The organism is Kaistia geumhonensis (assembly GCF_030815145.1).
GTDB classification, from domain to species: Bacteria; Pseudomonadota; Alphaproteobacteria; order Rhizobiales; family Kaistiaceae; genus Kaistia; species Kaistia geumhonensis.
The window spans coordinates 2,133,595-2,153,222 of sequence record NZ_JAUSWJ010000001.1; the positions used below are offsets into that span (position 1 = coordinate 2,133,595).

Sequence of the window (19,628 nt, forward strand, 5' to 3'; positions counted from 1 at the left end):
ACCGGAAGTCCGGGAAACTTTCCCTGTCATACGACCCGCGGCGCGGATCGCCAAGTCTTTCAGCAGCAAGGCCTGTCGCCGGGATTGGCGTCAGCGGACCAAGATAGCCCGGAAATCGTTGACATTCGTCCGCGTCGGGCCGGTCACCACGAGGCTGCCGAGGCGCGAGAAGAACCCATAGCCGTCATTGTCGGCGAGATGAGCGGCCGGATCGAGGCCGGCGGCCCGCGCCTCGGCGATAATGGAAGACGAGAACCACGCCCCTGCATTGTCCTCCGAGCCGTCGATGCCGTCCGTGTCGCAGGCGATGGCGGCAACGCCCGCCACCCCGCCGATCACCGTCGCCAGCGCCAGCAGGAACTCGGCATTGCGGCCGCCACGACCCTTGCCGCGCACCGTCACCGTGGTCTCGCCGCCGGAAAGGATCACGCCCGGCCGCGCCACGGGCTCGCCATGCGCCGCCGCATAGAGCGCCATGGCGCCGAGCACCCGCGCCACCTCGCGCGCCTCGCCCTCGATCGCGTCGCCGAGCACCAGCGGCACGAGGCCCATGCCGCGTGCCGCGTCGGCCGCCGCATCCAGCGCCATTTTCGGCGTCGCAAGCATGACGACCGGTCCGCCGGCGCCTGCCGAAACCTGGTTCGCCCGGATGGCGTCGGCGATGCGCGGCTCGATCGCGATCCCGTATTCGGCGAGGATCGCCAGCGCGCCCTCGGCGTCGGAGGTCTCGGGAATGGTCGGCCCGGAGCCGATGGCGCCCGGATCGTCGCCCGGCACGTCGGAGATGAGAAAAGTGATCGTGCGCGCCGGCGCCGCCGCGGCCGCAAGGCGGCCGCCCTTGATGGCGGAGAGCGACTTGCGCACGCGGTTCATGGCGCCGATCGGCGCGCCGCTCTTCAACAGCGCGCGGTTGATCGCCTGCTTGTCGGCCAGCGTGACCCCGGCAGCCGGCAACGCCATCAACGCCGAGGCGCCGCCAGACATCAGGAACACGACGAGATCGTCCGGGCCCGCCTCGCGGGCCATTGCGAGGATCCGCTCCGAAGCCACGACACCGGCCGCGTCCGGCACCGGATGCGACGCCTCGACGACCTCGACGAAGCGGGTCGGCTCCAGGTGGCCGTAGCGCGTGACGACGAGCCCTTCCGGAGGGGCATGGCCCGCCGCGATCCAGGCACGCTCGAAGGCGGCGGCCATGCGCGCCGCGCCCTTGCCGCCGCCGAGCACGATGGTCCTGCCCTTCGGCGGCTCCGGCAGGTGGGCGTCGAAGCGGCCGTCCGGCAGCGCCGCGCCGAGCGCGGCATTGAACAGCGCGGCGAGGACGCCGTGATCGTCGAGTTCGGAATGATGCGGCATGGCGGAAGGGCTCAGTCGCGGACGCCGAGCACGTAGCTCTGTTCCTGGTCGATCAGCGATCCGGTCATGGGGATCGACATGTCGCTCAAGAGGAACAGCGCCAGGCGGGCGACATCCTCCGGCTTGATGAGGCGGCCCCAGGGCTGCCCTGCCTCGGCCTCGGCGAGCCAGCCTTCGCCCTTGCCGAGCCGGACCGCCTGCATCTCGCGCTCGCCGGGCGTATCGGCCCAGCCGAGCAGGATGCCGTTGATCCGCACCCGGTCGAAGCGATGAGTATAGGCGGCGTTCTTGGTCAGCGTCGCCAGCGCCGACTTGCTGGCGGCATAGATCCCGAGATCCGGCGTGCCGCCATGCACATTGACCGAGAGGATGTTCACGATCGAGCCATGGGCGCGGCGGCCCTTGAGATGCCGGATCAGCTCCTGCATCAGCATCGCCGGCGCGCGCGTGTTCACCGCGAACATGCGGTCGAAGAAATCGATATCCGCCTCGGCGACGGAGCCGCGATCGGTGAGCGCTGCGGCGTTGACCAGCGAATCGAGCCGGCCGAAGCGATCGAGCGTCGCCTGGACGATCGAGGCGGGCGCATCCGGATCGTCGAGCGCCGCGTCGACGAAACCGGCCTCGACGCCGAGCGCCTCAAGTTCTTCCGCGGCCTCCGCGCCGCGCCTGATATTGCGGCCGGTGATCATGACGCCTTCCGCGCCGGATCGCGCCGCTTCCATCGCGATCGCGCGACCGACGCCCTGCGTGCCGCCCGTCACCAGCAGCACCTTCCCCTCGACGCCGACATACATGAAGATCACCCTCCCCGGATCGCTTCGTCCGCCTTAGGAGCATGGACCACGCGATCCGGCAAGAGCAAGCCGGCGGAGCCGGAAAGGGAAAGGGCGCGCGGCCATGGATCGGGAGCGGGCGGCCGCTGTTCTCGCGGATCGTCGGATCGCCGGCGCGGTCGTGACTGCGCTGCCGGCAGCCTTGCGCCCCCGGGACACCGCCGACGCGGCGGCGATCCGCGACAGCGTCCACGGGCTGCTCGCCTCCTCGCGCTTCGGCCGCCGTGTCGGCTGGAAGATCGGCTGCACCACGGCAGTGATGCAGGCCTATCTCGGTATCGGCGAACCCTGCGCCGCCGGTCTTTTCGAGGGGACGCGCCACCGGTCGCCGGCGGTGCTGCGCGCGGGCGACTTCCGCCGCATCGGCGTCGAATGCGAGATCGCGATCCGCCTCGCGGCGCCGCTCGATGCGCGCGGCGCTCCGCTCTCGCGGGACGACGTCGCTGCGGCCGTGGGAGGAGCGGCGGCGGCGATCGAGATCGTCGACGACCGCTATGACGACTGGCGCAGCCTTGGCGCGCCGACGCTGGTCGCCGACGATTTCTTTGCCGCCGGCCATGTGATTGGCCCCGAGGTCGCGGCGGCCGAACTCGGAGACCTCGCCGCGAGCACCGGCGTCACGTTCGTCAACGGCGGCGAGGTCGGCCGCGGCAGCGGCGCCGACGTCCTTGGCCACCCCTTCGAAGCCGTCCGCTGGCTGGCGAGCCATCTCGCGACGCTGGACCGCCGGCTCGAGGCCGGCGAGACCGTGCTCACCGGAAGCCTTGTCGAGACGCGCTGGCTGAAAGCCGGTGACCACGCGCGGATCGCCATCGAGGGATTGGGCGAAGTGACCTTGCGGGTGGAGGCTTGAGGCCTCAGGGCGCGCGGAAATGCTTGGAGAGCTTCAGGCCCTGCGCCTGGTAGTTGGAGCCGAGGCCGGCGCCGTAGAGCACTGCCGGGCGCTCCGACATCGTCTCGTAGACGAGACGGCCAACGGTCTGGCCATGCTCGAGGATGAAGGGAACCTCGTGGCTGCGCACCTCGAGCACCGCGCGGCTGCCGGCGCCGCCGGCGGCCGAGTGGCCGAAACCGGGATCGAAGAAGCCGGCATAGTGGACGCGGAATTCGCCGACGAGCGGATCGAAGGCGACCATCTCGGCGGCGTGATCCGGCGGCACATGCACCGCCTCGCGCGAGACGAGGATGTAGAACTGGTCCGGGTCGAGGATCAGCTCGGCACGGCCGCGCCGGGCGATCGGCTCCCAGAAATCGAGCACGTCGAGCGCTGCGCGCTGGTCGACATCGATGACGTCGGTATGGCGCTTCGCACGGTAGCCGACGATGGCGTCGCGGCCTTCGAGATCGATCGACAGCAGCAGGCCGTTGGCGATCGCCGCCTCGTCGTCGGCGAGCGGCGCGCTGCGATGAAGCTCGCGCAGGAGCTCGTCGGACAGCCGCGTGTCGCCACGACGGAAGCGGATCTGCGACAGGCGCGAGCCGGTGCGGGCGAGGATCGGGAAGGTGCGCGGCGAGACTTCGAGGTAGAGCGGTCCGCGATAGCCGGCCGGGATGGTGTCGAAGGCGCGCGCCCGGTCGGTGATGAGGCGGGTGAAGATGTCGAGCCGGCCGGTCGAGGATTTCGGATTGGCCGAGGCCTCGATGGTCGGCGGCAGATCGAGGGCTTCGAGCAGCGGCACGATATAGACGCAGCCCGTCTCCAGCACCGCGCCCTGGGTGAGGTCGATCTCGTGCAGCCGCAGCGCGCCGATGCGCTCGGCAACGGTGGTGGCGGGACCCGGCAGGAAGCTGGCGCGGACGCGGTAGGCGACGGTGCCGAGGCGCAGGTCGAGGCTCGCCGGCTGGACCTGGTCGTGATCGAAGGGCGTCTCCGCGCGGATCCAGCCGCCGTCATAGGCGGCGCGGATCTGCCTGTCCGAAAGGATGCCGCGTTCGATGTCCACCGTCATGCCCGTCCCGCCTGCGGCCCAAGCGGGCGCTGCCCGTTCCTTAGCGGACGAGCCGCCGCGCGCCAAGTTCCATTGACGGGCCGCCCGGCGGGTTCTATCAAGGCTCATCCACGTGGTCCTTTGAGCCGACCGGCTTGCCGCCACGTTAAACAAGGTCGCTAAAAGGTCGGACGCGGGTCGCCCCCGCACCCGATCTTTTGCGCCCGGCCGTGAGGTCGGGTTTATCGTATCGGGATCTTCTCATGTCGGACACGCCCAAGCCCCGCCGCCGCCCCGCCACCGAACTCGTGCATGGCGGAACGCTCCGCTCGCAGTTCGGCGAGATGTCGGAGGCGATGTTCCTGACGCAGGGCTTCGCCTATGACGACGCCGAGGCGGCCGAGGCGCGGTTCAAGGGTGAATCCCCCGGCTTCATCTATTCGCGCTTCTCCAATCCGACCGTCTTCATGTTCGAGGAGCGGATGCGCCTCCTCGAAGGCGCCGCGGCGGCGCGGGCCACCGCGAGCGGCATGGCCGCCGTCACCGCCTCGCTGGTCTCGATGCTGAAGGCGGGCGATCATGTCGTCGCCGCCAAGGCGCTGTTCTCGTCCTGCCTCTATGTCGTCGAGGATCTCCTGCCGCGCTTCGGCGTCGCGTCGACGCTGGTCGACGGCACCGATCTCGACCAGTGGCGCAACGCGGTCCGGCCGAACACCAGGGCCTTCTTCCTGGAAAGCCCGACCAATCCGACGCTGGAGGTGATCGACATCGCGGCCGTCGCCGAGATCGCGCATGCGGCGGGTGCGAGGCTCATCGTCGACAACGTCTTCGCCACCGCCATCCTGCAATCGCCGATCGAACTCGGCGCCGACGTCGTCGTCTATTCGGCGACCAAGCATATCGACGGCCAGGGCCGCGTGCTCGGCGGTATCATCCTTTCGGCCGATGAAGCCTATGTCACCGATCACCTGCACAATTTCCTGCGCCAGACCGGGCCGAGCCTTTCGCCCTTCAACGCCTGGGTGCTGCTGAAGGGGCTGGAGACGCTGGAAATCCGCGTACAGCGCCAGACGGCGACGGCGGCGCGCGTCGCCGACGCCATCGCGACGCATCCCAAGGTCTCGAAGCTCATCTATCCCGGCCGGCCCGACCATCCGCAGGCGGCGGTCATCGCGCGGCAGATGAAGGGTGGCTCGACGCTGATCGCCTTCGAGGTCGAGGGCGGCAAGGAGGCGGCGTTCCGCGTCGCGGGGGCGCTCGATATCGTCAAGATCTCCAACAATCTCGGCGATGCGAAGAGCCTCATCACCCATCCCTCGACGACGACGCACCAGCGCCTCTCCGAGGAGCAGAGGCTCGGCTTCGGCATCACGCAGGGGATGCTGCGGCTTTCGATCGGCCTCGAGGATCCGGACGACCTGATCGAGGACCTGACGCAGGCGCTTGACAAGGCCTGAGGCGAGAGGCCGGCGGCTGGACATGACCTTTTCGTCTCCCCGCAATATGATGGGGCTCTCGCAAACACCGGCGGGGGCCACCATCAGGAAAGCGTCTCTCCTTATCGCGATCGTTCTGCTACCGGCCTGCGGGGCGCATGCCGACGAACTCGGCACCGTCGTGAGACCCAGCGGAAGGATTGCTGACGGCGCGACAGTCTTCGGCATCGAGGCCAGCCCGTCCTTCTATGCCGCGACGACGAGCAGCCACACCGCCGGCACCTACGACGACAGCTCGCTCTCGATCTATGTGACGCGGAGCTTCGGCCACGGCGTCTTCGTCGGGGGCAATCTGGAGGCGGACCTGCGTCCCGACAAGGACGACCAGTATTATGTCGAGGCGAACCTCGGCTACAGCTTCGATTTCGGCCGCTTCAGCTTCACCCCGTCGGTGCTGCTCGGTGACACCTGGGGCGGAACAGGGTTCGGCGCCAATGGCAACAGCTCGGCCTTCTACTACGCCCTCTACGCCGACGCCGCGATCAGGCTCGACGAGCACTGGACCTTCAACGCGCTGTCGCTGCGATACCGCAACGCCTTCGACTACACGTGGATCACGCCCGAGATCGGGAGTGGCTTCAGCTACAAGCTGGCCAGCGGAACAAGCCTCTACGGCTCTGCCGGCTACAGCTGGAAGGACACCGGCGAGGGCATGCATCCCGATACGATGAGCCTCGCTTTCGGCATCAGGCAGTCCCTCTGACATTCGCCGCGCGCGATGCTTGATCGGGATCAATGTGGGACCGGCCGGCGACGGTAGCTTCTGATCAGCCCTGCGGCCGGAACCCATGCGCTGAATTGCGCCATGGCCACGCGCGGCGGGTAACGCTAGTTACGCGAAAGTGAATGCTGACGCCGGCCGCCCCCGTTGGACAGGCTCGACGCCCTCCGTTAGTTTGCAATCGTTCCAGGTCAGCAGGCCGAGTTGATGGATTACCAGTCATACTTCCAGGACGCGATCGAAGCCCTCCACCGCGAGAAGCGCTATCGCGTCTTCGCCGATCTCGAGCGCATCGTCGGCCGCTTCCCGCATGCGCTGTGGCGCTCCGAGCGCGGCGCCCGCGAGATCACCGTCTGGTGCTCCAACGACTATCTCGGCATGGGCCAGCATCCCGATGTGATCGGCGCCATGGTCGCGGCGGCGCAGGGCGTCGGCGCCGGTGCCGGTGGCACCCGCAACATCTCGGGCACCACGCATCCGCTGGTCGAGCTGGAGCATGAGCTCGCCGACCTGCATGGCAAGGAAGCGGCGCTCGTCTTCACCTCCGGCTTCGTCTCCAACGAAGCGGCGATCTCGACGCTGGCGCGCCTGCTGCCCGACTGCGTCATCTTCTCCGACGAGCTCAACCATGCCTCGATGATCGAGGGCGTGCGGCGCTCGGGCGCCCAGAAGAAGATCTTCCGCCACAACGATATCGGCCATCTCGAGGAGCTCCTGAAGGAGACCGCGCCCGGCCGTGCCAAGCTCATCGTCTTCGAGAGCGTCTATTCGATGGACGGCGACGTGGCTCCGATCGGCGCGATCTGCGATCTCGCCGAGAAGTATGGCGCGATGACCTATATCGACGAGGTCCATGCCGTCGGCATGTATGGTCCGCGTGGCGCCGGCATTGCCGAGCGCGACGGCGTCATGGACCGGATCGACGTCATCGAGGGCACGCTCGCCAAGGCTTTCGGCGCGCTCGGCGGCTATATCGCGGCCAGCCGCGCCGTCGTCGACGCCGTTCGCTCCTATGCGCCGGGCTTCATCTTCACGACGGCGCTGCCGCCGGCGGTTGCCGCCGCCGCGACCGCCTCGATCCGCCATCTCAAGGCCTCGCAGACCGAGCGCTCGCTGCAGCATCATTATGCGCAGCGCACCAAGTCGGTGCTGATCCATGCCGGCCTGCCGGTCATGCCGTCGGAAACGCATATCGTGCCGCTCTTCGTCGGCAATCCGGACCTTTGCAAGAAGGCCTCGGACATGCTGCTGGAGGAGCACGGCATCTATATCCAGCCGATCAACTACCCGACCGTGCCGCGTGGCACGGAGCGGCTGCGCATCACGCCGACGCCGCTGCATGACGAGGCGCTGATCCTCGGCCTCCGCGATGCGCTGGTCGATGTCTGGCGCCGGCTGTGGCTGCCGCTCGGCAAGACGCCGACGCTGAATGCGAGCACGGCCATGCCGGGCGTGGAGCGCCTCGCGGTGTCGGCCTCGGGCGGCTGACGCCCTCTCGTAAATTTCGGAACGGTCGATACGGGCTGCCCTCGGGCGGCCCGTTTTGCTATTTGCGCGTCATGAGCCAGTCGGTCAGGCGGTCAGCCGCCTCGGCGATATGGTCGGGATTGCGCAGGAAGCAGAGCCGCATGAAGCCGCTGCCGGCCGTGCCGAAGGCGTCGCCCGGCGCGAGGCCGACATTGGCCTCGTCGACGAGGCGCAGGCCGAGCTGCCGCGTGTCCGGCTCGCCGTCGACCGAGAAGAACAGGTAGAAGGCGCCCTTCGGCCAGGTGAAGCGCACGCGTCCGGTCGCCTCCATCGCCTGGCAGATGATCTCGCGGGCCGCGGTGGCGCGATCACGCTGGAACTCGATGAAATGGTCGCCCTGGTCGAGCGCCGCGACGGCGCCGCGCTGCAGGAATTTCGGCGTGCCGGAACTCGAATACTGGATGAGATTCTCGATGATCTGTCCGTAGCGGGACGGCGCCGCCATCCAGCCGACGCGCCAGCCGGTCATGGCCCAGTTCTTGGACATGGTGTTGACGTAGAGGATCGGCTCGTCCGGCTCCATGACGTCATAGAAGGAGGGCGCACGATCGTCCTGGTAGAAGAAGCGGGTATAGACCTCGTCCGCGATGATCCACAGCCCGCGCTCGCGCGCGAAATCGCGGATGGCGACGAGTTCCTCGCGCGTCGCGGTCCAGCCTGTCGGGTTGCAGGGCGAGTTCAGGAACAACGCCGTCGTCCGCGCGGTGACCGCATCGAAATAGCGGTCGAGGTCGAGCGTCCAGCCGGCATTGCCGAACCGCATCGGCACCTCGACGGCCCGGGCGCCGCCGATCTCGGTGGCCGCGGCGAAGTTGGGCCAGGCCGGTGTCGGCACGACCACCTCGTCGCCCTTGCCCGCCACCATGCGCAGCGCGATCTGGATCGCCGGCATGCCGCCGGAAGTCACGAAGAAGCGCTCGGAATCGAACGGGCGGCCATACAGCCGCTCGTGATAGAGCGCGATGGCGAGGCGCAGCTCCGGAATGCCGCGCTGATGGGTGTAGAAGGTCTCGCCCGCCTCGAGGCCGCTGCCCGCCGCCTCGGAAATGAAGGCCGGCGTCGGCAGATCGCCCTCGCCGACCCAGAGCGGGATCAGGCCCTTGCGGTCGCGGCCGTAGTTGAAGACCTGGACGATGCCGGATTCGGGCGCGGCCGAGGCCTCATGGCGGAGCCGATGCAGGGCGGAGTAGACAGACACTGGAGCATTCCGATCGAAGGTATAAATGGATCACGCCCTCGCGACCGCCCGACCACGGACAAGCGGTCGACGTCATCACACCCGAAGGCAAGGGCGCAGTGATCCCCGTCACATCGGCACTCATCAGCCAATCGCGGCGATTTGCGGGCGGCTAATTCTTCGTCGCCAGAAGATCACGGATTTCCTTGAGGAGCTTCACGTCCTCGGGGTCGGCCGCAGGCTCCGGCGCGGCCTCCTGCTTGCGCTTCATCGTGTTCATGCCCTTGACGATCATGAACAGGATCCAGGCGACGATGATGAAGTTGATGAGCAGCGTGAGGAAGTTGCCATAGGCGATGGTGGCACCGGCCTCGCGCGCGGCGGCGAGCGTCGGCTGCGGGGCGCCGGCAAGCTGGATGAACATGTTGGAGAAGTCGATGCCGCCGGTGATCCGGCCGACGATCGGCATGATCAGATCGTTGACGATCGAGTTGACGAGGCCGCTGAAGGCAGCGCCGATGATGATACCGATCGCCAGATCGACCATGTTGCCGCGCAGGGCGAACTCACGGAATTCCTTCAGCATCCTCGTCTCTCCCGTCCCACGCGAATCCGCGTCCTCGGATCTCCCATCATCCGAACAGTAGCGGAACGAAGCGCGATGACAAGGAAGGGCGGCGCGCGGGACGGGCTGCGGTTGCGCCGTCTCGGCGGATCGACTAATGAGCCCGCTTCAGGAGGACCACCATCCGATGTACCGCGCCGTCACGCGTTCGATCCAGGTCACGGTCGAGCCGAGCTTCGTCGAGGACGAATCCTCGCCCGGCGATGGCCGCTATGTCTGGGCCTACCGGATCGAAATCGTCAATCTCGGGATCGAGAGCGTGCAGCTGCGCTCGCGCTTCTGGCGCATTACCGACGGGATCGGCCGGACCGAGGAAGTGCGCGGGCGCGGCGTGGTCGGCAAGGAGCCGCTGCTGAAGCCGGGCGAGAGCTTCGAATATACCAGCGGCTGCCCGTTGACGACGCCCTCGGGCATCATGGTCGGCAGCTACCAGATGCAGACCGAGAGCGGCGAGATGTTCGTGGTCGACATCCCGGCCTTCTCGCTCGACATGCCCAACCAGGCCCGCGTCTTCCACTGATCAGGCGGCGAATTCCGCCGGATCGAACACATAGCGCAGGCCGCAGAACTCGCAGGTGACGGTGATCGCACCGTCCTCGATCGACTCGGTGATCTCCTCCGCCGAAAAGGAGCGCAGCACGCCCTCGATGCGCTCGCGCGAGCAGGAGCACTGGTCGCGCACGCCCGACGCCTCGAAGACGCGGACGCCGCGCTCGTGGAAGAGCCGGTAGAGCAGCCGCTCGGCCGGGACTTCCGGATCGATCAGCTCGTGATCCTCGATGGTGCCGACCAGCGACGACGCCTCGACCCAGGCATCGTCCTCGTCGCCCTCGTCGGTGTCGACATGGGCCGGCGCATCGCCGCCCGGCAGGTCGCGGCGGCGCATTCGTTCCTCGGACTGCGGCAGGAACTGCACCATGAGCCCGCCGGCCCGCCAGCTATGCGCCATCGCGCCGCCGTCGTCGCGGGTCATCATCTCGGCGACGGCGAGGCGCACGCGGGTCGGGATCTGCTCCGACTGCGCGAAATAGGTATGCGCCACTTCCTCGAGGCTCGATCCGTCGAGCGGCACGATGCCCTGGTAACGGCTCGTATGCGGCCCCTGGTCGATGGTCATGCCGAGGATGCCCTTGCCGAGCAGCGCCGCGGGCTCCAGCGTTCCCGCGCTCGCCATCTCGGCGACGCGCGCCGCGTCGAAGCGGGCATAAGCGCGCAGCCGGCCGGGCGTGCGGAAATCGACGACGAGCATGTCGACGGGGCCGTCGGTCTGCGTCTGCAGCAGGAACTGGCCCTCGATTTTCAGCGACGAACCGAGCAACACGGCGAGCACGATCGCCTCGCCGAGCAGCTTCGACACCGGCAGCGGATAGTCGTGCCGCGCCAGCATGCTGGTGAGGGCGGGGCCCATCTGGATGACGCGGCCGCGCACGTCGAGCCCCTCGATCTCGAAGGGCAAGACGGCGTCGTCGCCCGCCGGCGGCACCGAGCGGGGCCCCAGATTTCCGACTTCGGACATCAGTTGTTCTCCGTGTCTCCGCCGAGCGCCCAGGCAAGGATACCCTTCTGCGCATGGAGACGGTTTTCGGCTTCGTCGAAGACGACCGACTGCGGTCCGTCCATGACCTCGCCCGTGACCTCCTCGCCGCGATGGGCGGGCAGGCAGTGCATGAAGATCGCGCCCTCGGCGGCGCGCGCCATCAGCCGCGCGTTGACCTGGAACGGCTTCAGCAGGTTGTGTCGCCGCTCAGCCTCGCTGTCGCCCATCGACACCCAGGTGTCGGTGACGATGCAGTCGGCACCGGCCGCAGCCCAATCGGCTTCCTCGCCGGCGACCACGGCCGCGCCTTCGGCCCGCGCCCAGTCGAGCAGGCGGCGCGACGGCGCGAGCTCGGGCGGGGTCGCGATCTTGAGGCTGAAGTCGAACCGCGCCGCGGCATGGATCCAGGAGGCGAGGACATTGTTGCTGTCGCCGACCCAGGCGACCGTCTTGCCGGCGATCGGCCCGCGATGGTCCTCGAAGGTGAGGATATCGGCCATCACCTGGCAGGGATGCGAGCGGCGCGTCAGCCCGTTGATCACCGGGACCGTGGCATGGGCCGCCAGCTCCTGCAGGGAATCCTGATCGAGAATACGGATCATGATGCCGTCGACATAGCGCGACATCACCCGCGCCGTGTCGGCGATCGTCTCGCCGCGCCCGAGCTGCATCTCGGCGCCGGTCAGCATCAGCGTCTGCCCGCCGAGCTCGCGCATGCCGACGTCGAAGGAGACGCGGGTTCGCGTGGAAGGCTGCTCGAAGACAAGCGCCAGAACCTTGCCGGCCAGGGGCCCTACGCCGTCGCGCGCGCCGTTGCGGGCGCTTCTGAGCGCCCTGGCGCGATCGAGGATGCTCGTCAGCGTGGCGGAATCGAAATCGGACAGATCGAGGAAGTGCCGGATCATGTCGGGGTGACCTCAGGCGTCGGCGCGGGCGGGGGCGAGGGTCGCGGCCGCGGCCTCGAGCTTGTCGAGCGCGGCATCGACCTCCTCGCGGCCGATGGTGAGCGGCGGCAGCAGGCGCACGACATTGTCGCCGGCGCCGGCGACGAGCATGTGCTGGCTACGCAGCGCGCCGACGATCTCCGGAACCGGCTTCACGCCGTGGAGGCCGACGAGCAGCCCCTCGCCGCGCACGCCGTCGAAGACGTCGGGGAAGCGGTCGACCAGAGCGGCCAGCCGCTGCTTCAGATAGAGGCCCGTCTCGCGCACATGATCGAGGAAGCCGTCCGCGAGCACGACGTCGAGCACGGCGTTGCCGACCGCCATGGCGAGCGGGTTGCCGCCGAAGGTCGTGCCGTGCGTTCCGGGCGTCATCCCCTTGGCCGCCTCGTTGGTGGCAAGGCAGGCGCCGAGCGGGAAGCCGCCGCCGATCCCCTTGGCCGAAGTGAGGATGTCCGGCGCGATGCCGGTCCATTCATAGGCGAAGAGCTTGCCGGTGCGCCCGATGCCGGTCTGCACCTCGTCCATGATGAGCAGCAGGCCCTCGGCGTCGCAGAGCGCCCGAAGTTCGCGCAGGAAGCCGTTCGAGAAGGCGCGCACGCCGCCCTCGCCCTGCAGCGGTTCGATCATCACCGCAGCCGTCTCCGGCGTGACCGCCGCCTTGACGAGCGAGATGTCTCCGAATGCGACCTGGTCGAAGCCGTCGGCCTTGGGACCGAAGCCCTCCAGATATTTCTGCTGGCCGCCGGCGGCGAGCGTCGCCAGCGTGCGGCCGTGGAAGGCGCCCTCGATCGTCAGGATGCGATAGCGCTCCGGATGGCCGTTCACATAGTGATAGCGCCGCGCCGTCTTGATGGCGCACTCATTGGCCTCGGCGCCGGAATTGGCGAAGAAGACCCGGTCGGCGAAGCTCGCCGCGACGAGGCGATCGGCGAGCCGCTCCTGTCCCGGAATGCGGAAGAGGTTGGACGTGTGCCAGAGCTTGCCGGCCTGCTCGGTCAGCGCCGCCACCAGCGTGGGATTGGCGTGGCCGAGCGAATTGACCGCGATGCCCGACGAGAAATCGAGATAAGCCTCGCCTTCCGCGGTATAGAGCCAGGCGCCCTCCCCTCGCTCGAACGACAGCGGCGCACGTGCAAACGTATCGAAGAGGCTGCCGGAAGCGTTCGGAGCAGTGGATGCGGGGGCGGTCATGTGCCCTCCTTGGGTCTTTCCGCGGGTGGAAGGGAGGCTTAAAAATCAAAGGTGCCACCCGAGGCCGTCGCGCCGGGCAGCACCTATTAGCGTTGCCCTTATATCACGGTCGTGACGATTTCTGTCAAGGAAGCGGCCGGCGCGCGCATCGGGGAGGCGGCTAAGCGGTTGACGCGACTCGTTCTTCGCCGTCCCGGACCGAAACTGGGGAAAACAGACTTTGAGGCTCCAGGGATTCCCCCCGACTCTTGTCAGAGAGTCACGCCATATAGTAGCTTAACAGTCGTTAAGATACGAAATATCGAGCGACAGACCTTCCTGAACAATGTGCCGAGTTTGCCCGCCGTCTACGGTTCGGACGGCGTTCATCAGGGATTCAGACTGTCGCTCCGACGGACAAGGATATGCGATGACTTGGACGGACGAACGGGTTGAGTTGCTGAAGAAGCTCTGGATCGACGGGCTCAGCGCCAGTCAGATCGCCTCGGAACTCGGCGGCGTGACGCGCAATGCCGTGATCGGCAAGGTGCACAGGCTGAGCCTGTCCGGCCGTGCCAAGCCGGCGGCTGCGCCGACCGCGCGGGCCCGCAAGCCCGCCGTCGCCACCAGCCGCACCGCATCGCCGGCGCGGGGCGCCCCGGCGCAAAGACCGCTCGTCGCGGGCAACAACGCGCTGAAGCCGGTTGCCGAGACCGCGCCCGAGCCGCGGCGCCTGTCGCGTCCCGAAAGCGCGCCGGTCGTCGTGCCGATCAGCCTGCATGCCACGATCCTCACGCTCACCGAGCAGACCTGCAAATGGCCGATCGGCGATCCGAGCACCGAGGGCTTCCATTTCTGCGGCCAGCGCTCGGGTTCGGGCATCCCCTATTGCGAATATCACTCGCGCATCGCCTACCAGCCGGTCCATGACCGCCGCCGCGACCGCAAGGTCGCCGCGGGCTGATTGCGGTGACCCAGGCGCCGGCCGCATGACGGCCGGTGCGCGCGGAGGGTTGATCGCGTCGCCGGATCGGTGACACTGTCGGCCCGCATCCGCCGGCGCGCAGCCGGCGGCCCTCGGCCTCCGGGCCTTCTTTCAAGGCGCCGTCACCCGATGACCATCGCCGAGACGGCGCGCGCGCGGCAGACCAAGAAGCGCACGCGCATCCAGGAAGAGAACGAAGAGCGGATCCTTGATGCCGCTCTCGAGGTCTTTTCCAGCTATGGCCTCCGTGGCGCGACGATCGACCAGATCGCCGCGCTGGCTGGCATGACCAAGCCGAACCTCCTCTATTACTTCCGCCGCAAGGACGACATCTATCTCTCCGTGCTGCGGCGAACCCTCGAGAACTGGCTTCAGCCGCTCGAGGACCTCGGCCGCGGCGACGACCCCCGCGACGAGATGCGCGCTTATCTCGAACGCAAGCTCGAGATGTCGCGCGACAATCCCAAGGCCTCGCGGCTCTATGCCATGGAGATGCTGCAAGGCGCCCCGGTGCTGCGCGGCGTGCTCGGCACGCGGCTCAAGGACCTCGTCGACGAGAAGGCGGCGCTGATGCGGCGCTGGATCGCGGAAGGCCGCATGGCGCCGATCGATCCCTACCATCTCATCTTCATGGTCTGGGCGACGACGCAGCACTATGCCGACTTCGAAATCCAGGTCCGCGCCGTCCTTGGCGACAAGGCCGCCGATAATCGTCATTTCAAGGCCGCGACACACGCCCTTGAGGACGTGATCCTCGGCGGAATCTTCGGGCGGTAGCGCTCGCCGGCGCGCTCCAGATCGTGGAGTTGGACACGGCCTTTTTCGTCGCTCAGTCCTGCGCCGTGGGCCTGATGACGATGCTGCCAACCTCGACATCATCAGGCTGATCAATCGCAAACGCGATCCCCCTGGCGATCGCTGACGGTGAAATCGCGATCGCCTCCAGCCGGGCTGCGAGGGCGCCCCTCACCGCCGTGTCCGAGACGGAGTCGCCGAGATTGGTCGCGATCATGCCGGGTGACACCTCCGTCACCCGCAGATGTGGCCCAGACTCCTGCCGCAGGGCCTCGCTGATCGTGCGCACGGCGTTCTTGGTGGCGGCATAGACGCCCATGGTCGGTACGATCTTCAGTCCGGCGGTCGAGACGACGTTGATGACATGTCCGCGGCGCTGGCGTTCGAAGACGGGCAGCGCGGCGGCGATGCCATAGAGCGTGCCACGGAGATTGACGTCGATCATCGCGTCCCAGTCCTCGACGCGCAGGGCGTCGAAGCGCGAGATGGGACTGATGCCGGCGTTGTTGACGATGACGTCGAGGCCGCCGGCCTCGTCGACGGCGTGTTGCGCGAGCGCCTCGAGATCGGCGCGGACGCTGACATCCGTTGCCCTGTAGGTTGCCCGTCCACCTGCAGCGATGATCTCGCTGGCGATTTCCGCCAACGCGTCCTCGCGCCGGGCGCCAAGCACGACGGTCGCCCCCAATTCCGCCAGATGAAAGGCGGTCGCACGGCCGATGCCGCTGCTTGCGCCGGTGATGATGACGACCTTGCCGCTGATACCCATGATGGTTCTCCTTTCCGAGCAAGGTAGCCATCGGGACCGAGACGAACTATGCTCGATTGACCATGAATCTCTCGCAAACGTCTCGAAGTCTTGATCCGCTGGCGGACGTCCTGTCCGTACTCGATGCCCGCCCGACCCGAACGACGCGCTTGGAGGCAGCCGGCGAATGGGCGCTGACCTTTCCGGCGCTCGAACGGCTGAAATTCGTCGCCCAGCTTCACGGAGCAGGCTGGCTTCTGCTGCCGGACCGACCGCCTCTTAGGATCGTCGCGGGCGATTGCTGCCTGATCGGCCGAAGCGCCTACACCATCGCGAGCGATCCCGCGGTCGCGCCGGTCGAGGGTGCTCCGCTCTATGCGGACGGGAACGATCTCGTCCATCTCGGTGGCGACGAGACGGTCGCGATTGGTGGCGGGATCGCGTTTGCGCCTGATGCCGGCGGCTTCCTGCTCGACCTGCTGCCGCCGGTGATGCACATCTCCGGCACGTCACCGGAATCGACCACGATCGCGGCCGTGCTGGCGCTTCTCGATCGCGAAACATCCAAGGATGGGCTGGGGCAGAAGCTCGTCGCCGCGAGGCTTGCCGAAGTCCTGATGATCCAGGCGATCCGGGCCCTGGCATCGACGCAGGACATGATCGGCGGCTGGTTCGGCGCGCTGGCGGAACCGCGGCTCGGCCGGGCGCTCCGGTGCTTTCACGGCGACATCGGACGGCCCTGGACCGTCGCCGACCTCGCGGCGGAGGCCGGCATGTCGCGCGCGGCGTTCTCAGCCGCCTTCACACGCCAGATCGGATTGCCGCCGCTTTCCTATGTCCGGAACTGGCGGCTAACACGCGCCCGTGCCGCTCTGGCTTCGCGGCATGAGAGCATCAAGCGTGTCGCAGCGGATATCGGATACACCTCGGAAAGCGCGTTCGGGCATGCGTTCCGGCGACATTTTGGTTTCGCGCCACGAAAAAGCGCAGGTTGAGCCGGGTAAACCTCCGGCTGCCGAAGGCGGCGCAGATGCCGCCCTCGGACCGATCAGCCGCTACTCCGCGGGCTCCACCACGACGGCCGGCTTGGCCATCGGATTGTTGGGATGCGTCGTCCAGTTGGCGTAGTCGCCGGTCACCGCGCGGCCGGTGCGCGGATCGACGCCGCCCACCATCTCCTCCATGGTGATGCAGTTCTCGACCGGGCAGACATTGACGCAGAGATTGCAGCCGACGCATTCGGCGTCGATGACCTCGAAATGGCGCTTTCCGTCGACCATCGAGGTGATCGCCTGGTGGGACGTGTCCTCGCAGGCGATATGGCAGCGGCCGCACTTGATGCAGAGATCCTGGTCGATCTTCGCCTTGGCGACGTAGTTCAGGTTGAGATACTGCCAGTCCGTCACATTGCCGACGGCGCGGCCGATGATCTCGTCGACGGACGTGAAGCCGTGGCTGTCCATATATTCGGAGAGGCCGGTGATCATGTCCTTGACGATGCGGAAGCCATAGGTCATCGCCGCCGTGCAGACCTGCACATTGCCGGCGCCGAGTGCCATGAACTCGACCGCGTCGCGCCAGGTGGTGATGCCGCCTATGCCGGAGATCGGCAAGCCGTGCGTCTCGCGGTCGCGCGCGATCTCCGCCGTCATGTTGAGCGCGATCGGCTTCACCGCCGGGCCGCAATAGCCGCCATGGCTGCCCTTGCCGTCGACCGAGGGCAGCGGCGAGAAGGTGTCGATGTCGACGCCGATGATCGAGTTGACGGTGTTGATCAGCGACACCGCGTCGGCGCCGCCGCGATGGGCTGCGCGCGCCGGCTGGCGGACATCGGAGATGTTGGGCGTCAGCTTGACGATGACGGGCATGCGCGTGTGCTGCTTGCACCAGCGCGTGACCATCTCGACATATTCGGGAACCTGCCCCACCGCCGCGCCCATGCCGCGTTCCGACATGCCGTGCGGGCAGCCGAAATTGAGCTCGACGCCGTCGCAGCCTGTCTCCTCGACCTTTGCGAGGATGTCCTTCCAGTAATGCTCCTCGCAGGGGACCATCAGCGAGACGACCAGGGCCCGGTCGGGCCAGTCGCGCTTCACTTCCTTGATCTCGCGCAGGTTGATGTCGAGCGGCCGGTCGGTGATGAGCTCGATATTGTTGAGGCCGATCAGCCGGCGGTCGCCGGCATGGATGGCGCCATAGCGCGGGCCGGAGACGTTGACGACCGGCGGATCGGTGCCGAGCGTCTTCCAGACCACGCCGCCCCAGCCCTCCTTAAAGGCCCGGACGACATTGTAGGCCTTGTCGGTCGGCGGCGCCGAGGCGAGCCAGAACGGGTTCGGCGACTTGATGCCGACGAAGTTACTCGCGAGATTGGCCATGCTGACGTCCCCCCTCAGGCGGAAAGCGCGCGGTGGATGGATTCGGCGGCGATGCGTCCGTCGGCGACGGCGGCGACGGTGAGATCCTCGCCGGTCGCCGCGCAGTCGCCACCGGCCCAGACGCCGGGAAGCGAGGTGCGCCGCTCGTCGTCGACGCGGATCTTGCCGCCCTCGAGCGCGATGGCAGCGGCCGAGCCGTTCAGCGCCGCCGGCACCAGCGTCTGGCCGATCGCCTTGAACACCATGTCGGCGGGAAGCGTGAAGGTGGCGCCGGTGCCGATCAGCCGACCCTCGCGCTCCGCCGTCTCCTCGAAGGCGACGCCGGCGACATGGCCGTTCTCGACGAGGAGGCGCACCGGCTTCGCGTGATGACGGATGACGACGCCGTTCGTCGCGGCGAGCTCCTGCTCGTAGCGCGATGCACCCATCTTCTCCGGCCCGCGCCGGTAGACCATGGTCACCTCCTTCGCGCCGAGCCGCTTCGACTGGACGGCGACATCGACCGCGGTCATGCCGCCGCCGATGACCACGACGCGCCCGCCGACGGGAAGCGAGGACAGATCGGTCGCCTGGCGGAGATCGGCGATATAGCCGACGGCGTCGATCGCGCCGGGGAGGTCCTCGCCTTCGAGCGCCAGCGCGTTGACGCCCGCGAGCCCCATGCCGAGGAAGACCGCGTCATAGGCGCCACTGAGCTCGGACAGCGTGATGTCGCGGCCGAGCGCCTTGCCGTGCTCGACGGTGATGCCGCCGATCGACAGGACGAACTCGACCTCCGCCTGCGCGAAGCCGTCGGGCGCCTTGTAGGCGGCGATGCCATATTCGTTGAGCCCGCCGGCCTTCGGGCGCGCGTCGTAGATGACGACGTCGTGGCCGTGCATGGCGAGACGGTGGGCGGCGGAAAGACCGGCCGGGCCGCCGCCGACGACGGCGACGCGCTTGCCGGTCGACGGCGCGCGCGGGAAAGGCTGCTCGCTCGCCTCGTCCATCAGGACGTCGGTGGCGTAGCGCTGCAACAGGCCGATCTTGACCGGCTTGCCCTCCGCCTCCTCGCGCACGCAGGCCTCCTCGCAGAGTGTCTCGGTCGGGCAGACGCGGGCGCACATGCCGCCGAGGATGTTCTGCGAGAGGATCGTCTCCGCCGAGCCGATCGGATTGCCGGTCATGATCTGACGGATGAAGAGGGGAATGTCGATCGAGGTCGGGCAGGCTTTGACGCAGGGCGCGTCATAGCAGAAATAGCAGCGATCGGCCTCGACCAGCGCCTCGTGATCGCCGAGCGGGGGGTGGATGTCGCTGAAATTGGCCGCATACTGATCGGGCGCGAGACGGCCCGTCGCGATGTCCGGCGAAGTTGTCGCCATATGCTTCTCCCTCGCGGCCCGAGCGGGGCCGGTTCTGCGAA

At 67.8% G+C, this 19,628-nt stretch carries 19 protein-coding genes and 1 riboswitch; of the genes, 8 read left to right on the forward strand and 11 right to left on the reverse strand.

The genetic code is table 11. The annotated features are described in order from the left end of the window. Nucleotides 1–90: 90 nt before the first annotated feature. Nucleotides 91–1,356 (reverse strand): glycerate kinase type-2 family protein, encoded by a 1,266-nt coding sequence (locus QO015_RS10140; protein WP_266279655.1) that lies wholly within the window; start codon nucleotides 1,354–1,356, stop codon nucleotides 91–93. Nucleotides 1,357–1,367: 11 nt separating this feature from the next. After that, a complete protein-coding gene (locus QO015_RS10145) occupies nucleotides 1,368–2,153 on the reverse strand; it encodes an SDR family oxidoreductase (RefSeq protein WP_266279654.1) in 786 nt (261 codons plus the stop codon). 103 nt (nucleotides 2,154–2,256) lie between these two features. Between QO015_RS10145 and QO015_RS10150 the strand changes: the two genes are divergently transcribed. Further along, complete coding sequence (locus tag QO015_RS10150; RefSeq protein ID WP_266279653.1) at nucleotides 2,257–3,045, forward strand: 2-keto-4-pentenoate hydratase; 789 nt, start codon at nucleotides 2,257–2,259, stop codon at nucleotides 3,043–3,045. Nucleotides 3,046–3,049: 4 nt separating this feature from the next. Here the strand turns inward: QO015_RS10150 and QO015_RS10155 are convergent, their stop codons facing one another. Beyond that, the gene (locus tag QO015_RS10155) at nucleotides 3,050–4,141 is read right to left on the reverse strand and encodes a 2'-deoxycytidine 5'-triphosphate deaminase (RefSeq protein WP_266279652.1); all 1,092 of its coding nucleotides are present in this window, start codon (nucleotides 4,139–4,141) and stop codon (nucleotides 3,050–3,052) included. A 102-nt stretch (nucleotides 4,142–4,243) separates the two neighbouring features. After that, nucleotides 4,244–4,323, forward strand: a riboswitch (SAM riboswitch). Between the two features lie 60 nt (nucleotides 4,324–4,383). Here QO015_RS10155 and QO015_RS10160 point away from each other — a divergent pair. The 3 genes from QO015_RS10160 to hemA all read left to right on the forward strand — a co-directional run bounded on the left by QO015_RS10160 (nucleotide 4,384) and on the right by hemA (nucleotide 7,825). Continuing rightward, entirely contained in the window at nucleotides 4,384–5,577 is a 1,194-nt protein-coding gene (locus QO015_RS10160) for an O-succinylhomoserine sulfhydrylase (protein ID WP_266279650.1), read from the forward strand. A gap of 160 nt (nucleotides 5,578–5,737) precedes the next feature. Next, a complete protein-coding gene (locus tag QO015_RS10165; protein WP_266279649.1) occupies nucleotides 5,738–6,319 on the forward strand; it encodes a porin family protein in 582 nt (193 codons plus the stop codon). 225 nt (nucleotides 6,320–6,544) lie between these two features. Further along, nucleotides 6,545–7,825: a 5-aminolevulinate synthase gene (gene hemA, locus QO015_RS10170; protein ID WP_266279647.1), complete on the forward strand. Its 1,281-nt coding sequence runs from the start codon at nucleotides 6,545–6,547 to the stop codon at nucleotides 7,823–7,825. A gap of 58 nt (nucleotides 7,826–7,883) precedes the next feature. On the opposite strand, the gene QO015_RS10175 is transcribed toward hemA, so the two are convergent. Together QO015_RS10175 and mscL are read right to left on the reverse strand one after the other, a co-directional pair. Next, entirely contained in the window at nucleotides 7,884–9,062 is a 1,179-nt protein-coding gene (locus QO015_RS10175; protein WP_266279646.1) for a pyridoxal phosphate-dependent aminotransferase, read from the reverse strand. 151 nt (nucleotides 9,063–9,213) lie between these two features. Continuing rightward, the gene (gene mscL / locus QO015_RS10180) at nucleotides 9,214–9,627 is read right to left on the reverse strand and encodes a large conductance mechanosensitive channel protein MscL (protein ID WP_266279644.1); all 414 of its coding nucleotides are present in this window, start codon (nucleotides 9,625–9,627) and stop codon (nucleotides 9,214–9,216) included. A 166-nt stretch (nucleotides 9,628–9,793) separates the two neighbouring features. Here mscL and apaG point away from each other — a divergent pair, with 166 nt between their 5' ends. Further along, nucleotides 9,794–10,186 (forward strand): Co2+/Mg2+ efflux facilitator ApaG/CorD, encoded by a 393-nt coding sequence (gene apaG, locus QO015_RS10185; RefSeq protein WP_266282384.1) that lies wholly within the window; start codon nucleotides 9,794–9,796, stop codon nucleotides 10,184–10,186. On the opposite strand, the gene QO015_RS10190 is transcribed toward apaG, so the two are convergent. From QO015_RS10190 to QO015_RS10200, 3 genes are read right to left on the reverse strand one after another with little or no spacing between them, the layout of a single operon-like run. Continuing rightward, a complete protein-coding gene (locus QO015_RS10190) occupies nucleotides 10,187–11,182 on the reverse strand; it encodes an Hsp33 family molecular chaperone (protein ID WP_266279643.1) in 996 nt (331 codons plus the stop codon). It abuts the gene before it with no gap. Further along, nucleotides 11,182–12,108 carry an ornithine carbamoyltransferase gene (gene argF / locus QO015_RS10195; protein WP_266279641.1) on the reverse strand — a complete coding sequence of 309 codons (927 nt, stop codon included), beginning with the start codon at nucleotides 12,106–12,108 and terminating at the stop codon, nucleotides 11,182–11,184. Before argF ends, QO015_RS10190 begins: the two co-directional genes overlap by 1 nt. A 12-nt stretch (nucleotides 12,109–12,120) precedes the next feature. Further along, the gene (locus tag QO015_RS10200) at nucleotides 12,121–13,338 is read right to left on the reverse strand and encodes an aspartate aminotransferase family protein (RefSeq protein WP_266279640.1); all 1,218 of its coding nucleotides are present in this window, start codon (nucleotides 13,336–13,338) and stop codon (nucleotides 12,121–12,123) included. A gap of 409 nt (nucleotides 13,339–13,747) precedes the next feature. Between QO015_RS10200 and QO015_RS10205 the strand changes: the two genes are divergently transcribed. After that, nucleotides 13,748–14,281 (forward strand): GcrA family cell cycle regulator, encoded by a 534-nt coding sequence (locus QO015_RS10205; RefSeq protein ID WP_266279639.1) that lies wholly within the window; start codon nucleotides 13,748–13,750, stop codon nucleotides 14,279–14,281. A gap of 150 nt (nucleotides 14,282–14,431) precedes the next feature. Next, on the forward strand, nucleotides 14,432–15,079 hold the full coding sequence (locus tag QO015_RS10210; RefSeq protein WP_266279638.1) for a TetR family transcriptional regulator C-terminal domain-containing protein: 648 nt from the start codon (nucleotides 14,432–14,434) through the stop codon (nucleotides 15,077–15,079). A 52-nt stretch (nucleotides 15,080–15,131) separates the two neighbouring features. Here the strand turns inward: QO015_RS10210 and QO015_RS10215 are convergent, their stop codons facing one another. Further along, nucleotides 15,132–15,869: an SDR family oxidoreductase gene (locus QO015_RS10215; protein WP_370877458.1), complete on the reverse strand. Its 738-nt coding sequence runs from the start codon at nucleotides 15,867–15,869 to the stop codon at nucleotides 15,132–15,134. Between the two features lie 59 nt (nucleotides 15,870–15,928). On the opposite strand from QO015_RS10215, the gene QO015_RS10220 reads away from it, so the two are divergent. Further along, the gene (locus QO015_RS10220) at nucleotides 15,929–16,840 is read left to right on the forward strand and encodes an AraC family transcriptional regulator (protein ID WP_266279636.1); all 912 of its coding nucleotides are present in this window, start codon (nucleotides 15,929–15,931) and stop codon (nucleotides 16,838–16,840) included. A gap of 60 nt (nucleotides 16,841–16,900) precedes the next feature. On the opposite strand, the gene preA is transcribed toward QO015_RS10220, so the two are convergent. Both preA and QO015_RS10230 read right to left on the reverse strand, forming a co-directional pair. Then, nucleotides 16,901–18,223: an NAD-dependent dihydropyrimidine dehydrogenase subunit PreA gene (gene preA / locus QO015_RS10225; protein WP_266279635.1), complete on the reverse strand. Its 1,323-nt coding sequence runs from the start codon at nucleotides 18,221–18,223 to the stop codon at nucleotides 16,901–16,903. A gap of 14 nt (nucleotides 18,224–18,237) precedes the next feature. Then, the gene (locus QO015_RS10230; RefSeq protein ID WP_266279634.1) at nucleotides 18,238–19,587 is read right to left on the reverse strand and encodes an NAD(P)-dependent oxidoreductase; all 1,350 of its coding nucleotides are present in this window, start codon (nucleotides 19,585–19,587) and stop codon (nucleotides 18,238–18,240) included. Between the last annotated feature and the right edge of the window lie 41 nt (nucleotides 19,588–19,628).

Excerpts from the sequence above, each read along its gene's own strand:
- mscL (WP_266279644.1), bottom strand. The coding sequence starts at position 9,627 with ATGCTGAAGGAATTCCGTGAGTTCGCCCTGCGCGGCAACATGGTCGAT.
- QO015_RS10220 (WP_266279636.1), top strand. The coding sequence starts at position 15,929 with ATGAATCTCTCGCAAACGTCTCGAAGTCTTGATCCGCTGGCGGACGTC.
- QO015_RS10155 (WP_266279652.1), bottom strand. The coding sequence starts at position 4,141 with ATGACGGTGGACATCGAACGCGGCATCCTTTCGGACAGGCAGATCCGC.
- QO015_RS10160 (WP_266279650.1), top strand. The coding sequence starts at position 4,384 with ATGTCGGACACGCCCAAGCCCCGCCGCCGCCCCGCCACCGAACTCGTG.
- QO015_RS10140 (WP_266279655.1), bottom strand. The coding sequence starts at position 1,356 with ATGCCGCATCATTCCGAACTCGACGATCACGGCGTCCTCGCCGCGCTG.
- QO015_RS10205 (WP_266279639.1), top strand. The coding sequence starts at position 13,748 with ATGACTTGGACGGACGAACGGGTTGAGTTGCTGAAGAAGCTCTGGATC.
- QO015_RS10145 (WP_266279654.1), bottom strand. The coding sequence starts at position 2,153 with ATGTATGTCGGCGTCGAGGGGAAGGTGCTGCTGGTGACGGGCGGCACG.
- argF (WP_266279641.1), bottom strand. The coding sequence starts at position 12,108 with ATGATCCGGCACTTCCTCGATCTGTCCGATTTCGATTCCGCCACGCTG.
- QO015_RS10190 (WP_266279643.1), bottom strand. The coding sequence starts at position 11,182 with ATGTCCGAAGTCGGAAATCTGGGGCCCCGCTCGGTGCCGCCGGCGGGC.
- QO015_RS10200 (WP_266279640.1), bottom strand. The coding sequence starts at position 13,338 with ATGACCGCCCCCGCATCCACTGCTCCGAACGCTTCCGGCAGCCTCTTC.
- QO015_RS10210 (WP_266279638.1), top strand. The coding sequence starts at position 14,432 with ATGACCATCGCCGAGACGGCGCGCGCGCGGCAGACCAAGAAGCGCACG.
- QO015_RS10230 (WP_266279634.1), bottom strand. The coding sequence starts at position 19,587 with ATGGCGACAACTTCGCCGGACATCGCGACGGGCCGTCTCGCGCCCGAT.
- apaG (WP_266282384.1), top strand. The coding sequence starts at position 9,794 with ATGTACCGCGCCGTCACGCGTTCGATCCAGGTCACGGTCGAGCCGAGC.
- hemA (WP_266279647.1), top strand. The coding sequence starts at position 6,545 with ATGGATTACCAGTCATACTTCCAGGACGCGATCGAAGCCCTCCACCGC.
- QO015_RS10150 (WP_266279653.1), top strand. The coding sequence starts at position 2,257 with ATGGATCGGGAGCGGGCGGCCGCTGTTCTCGCGGATCGTCGGATCGCC.
- preA (WP_266279635.1), bottom strand. The coding sequence starts at position 18,223 with ATGGCCAATCTCGCGAGTAACTTCGTCGGCATCAAGTCGCCGAACCCG.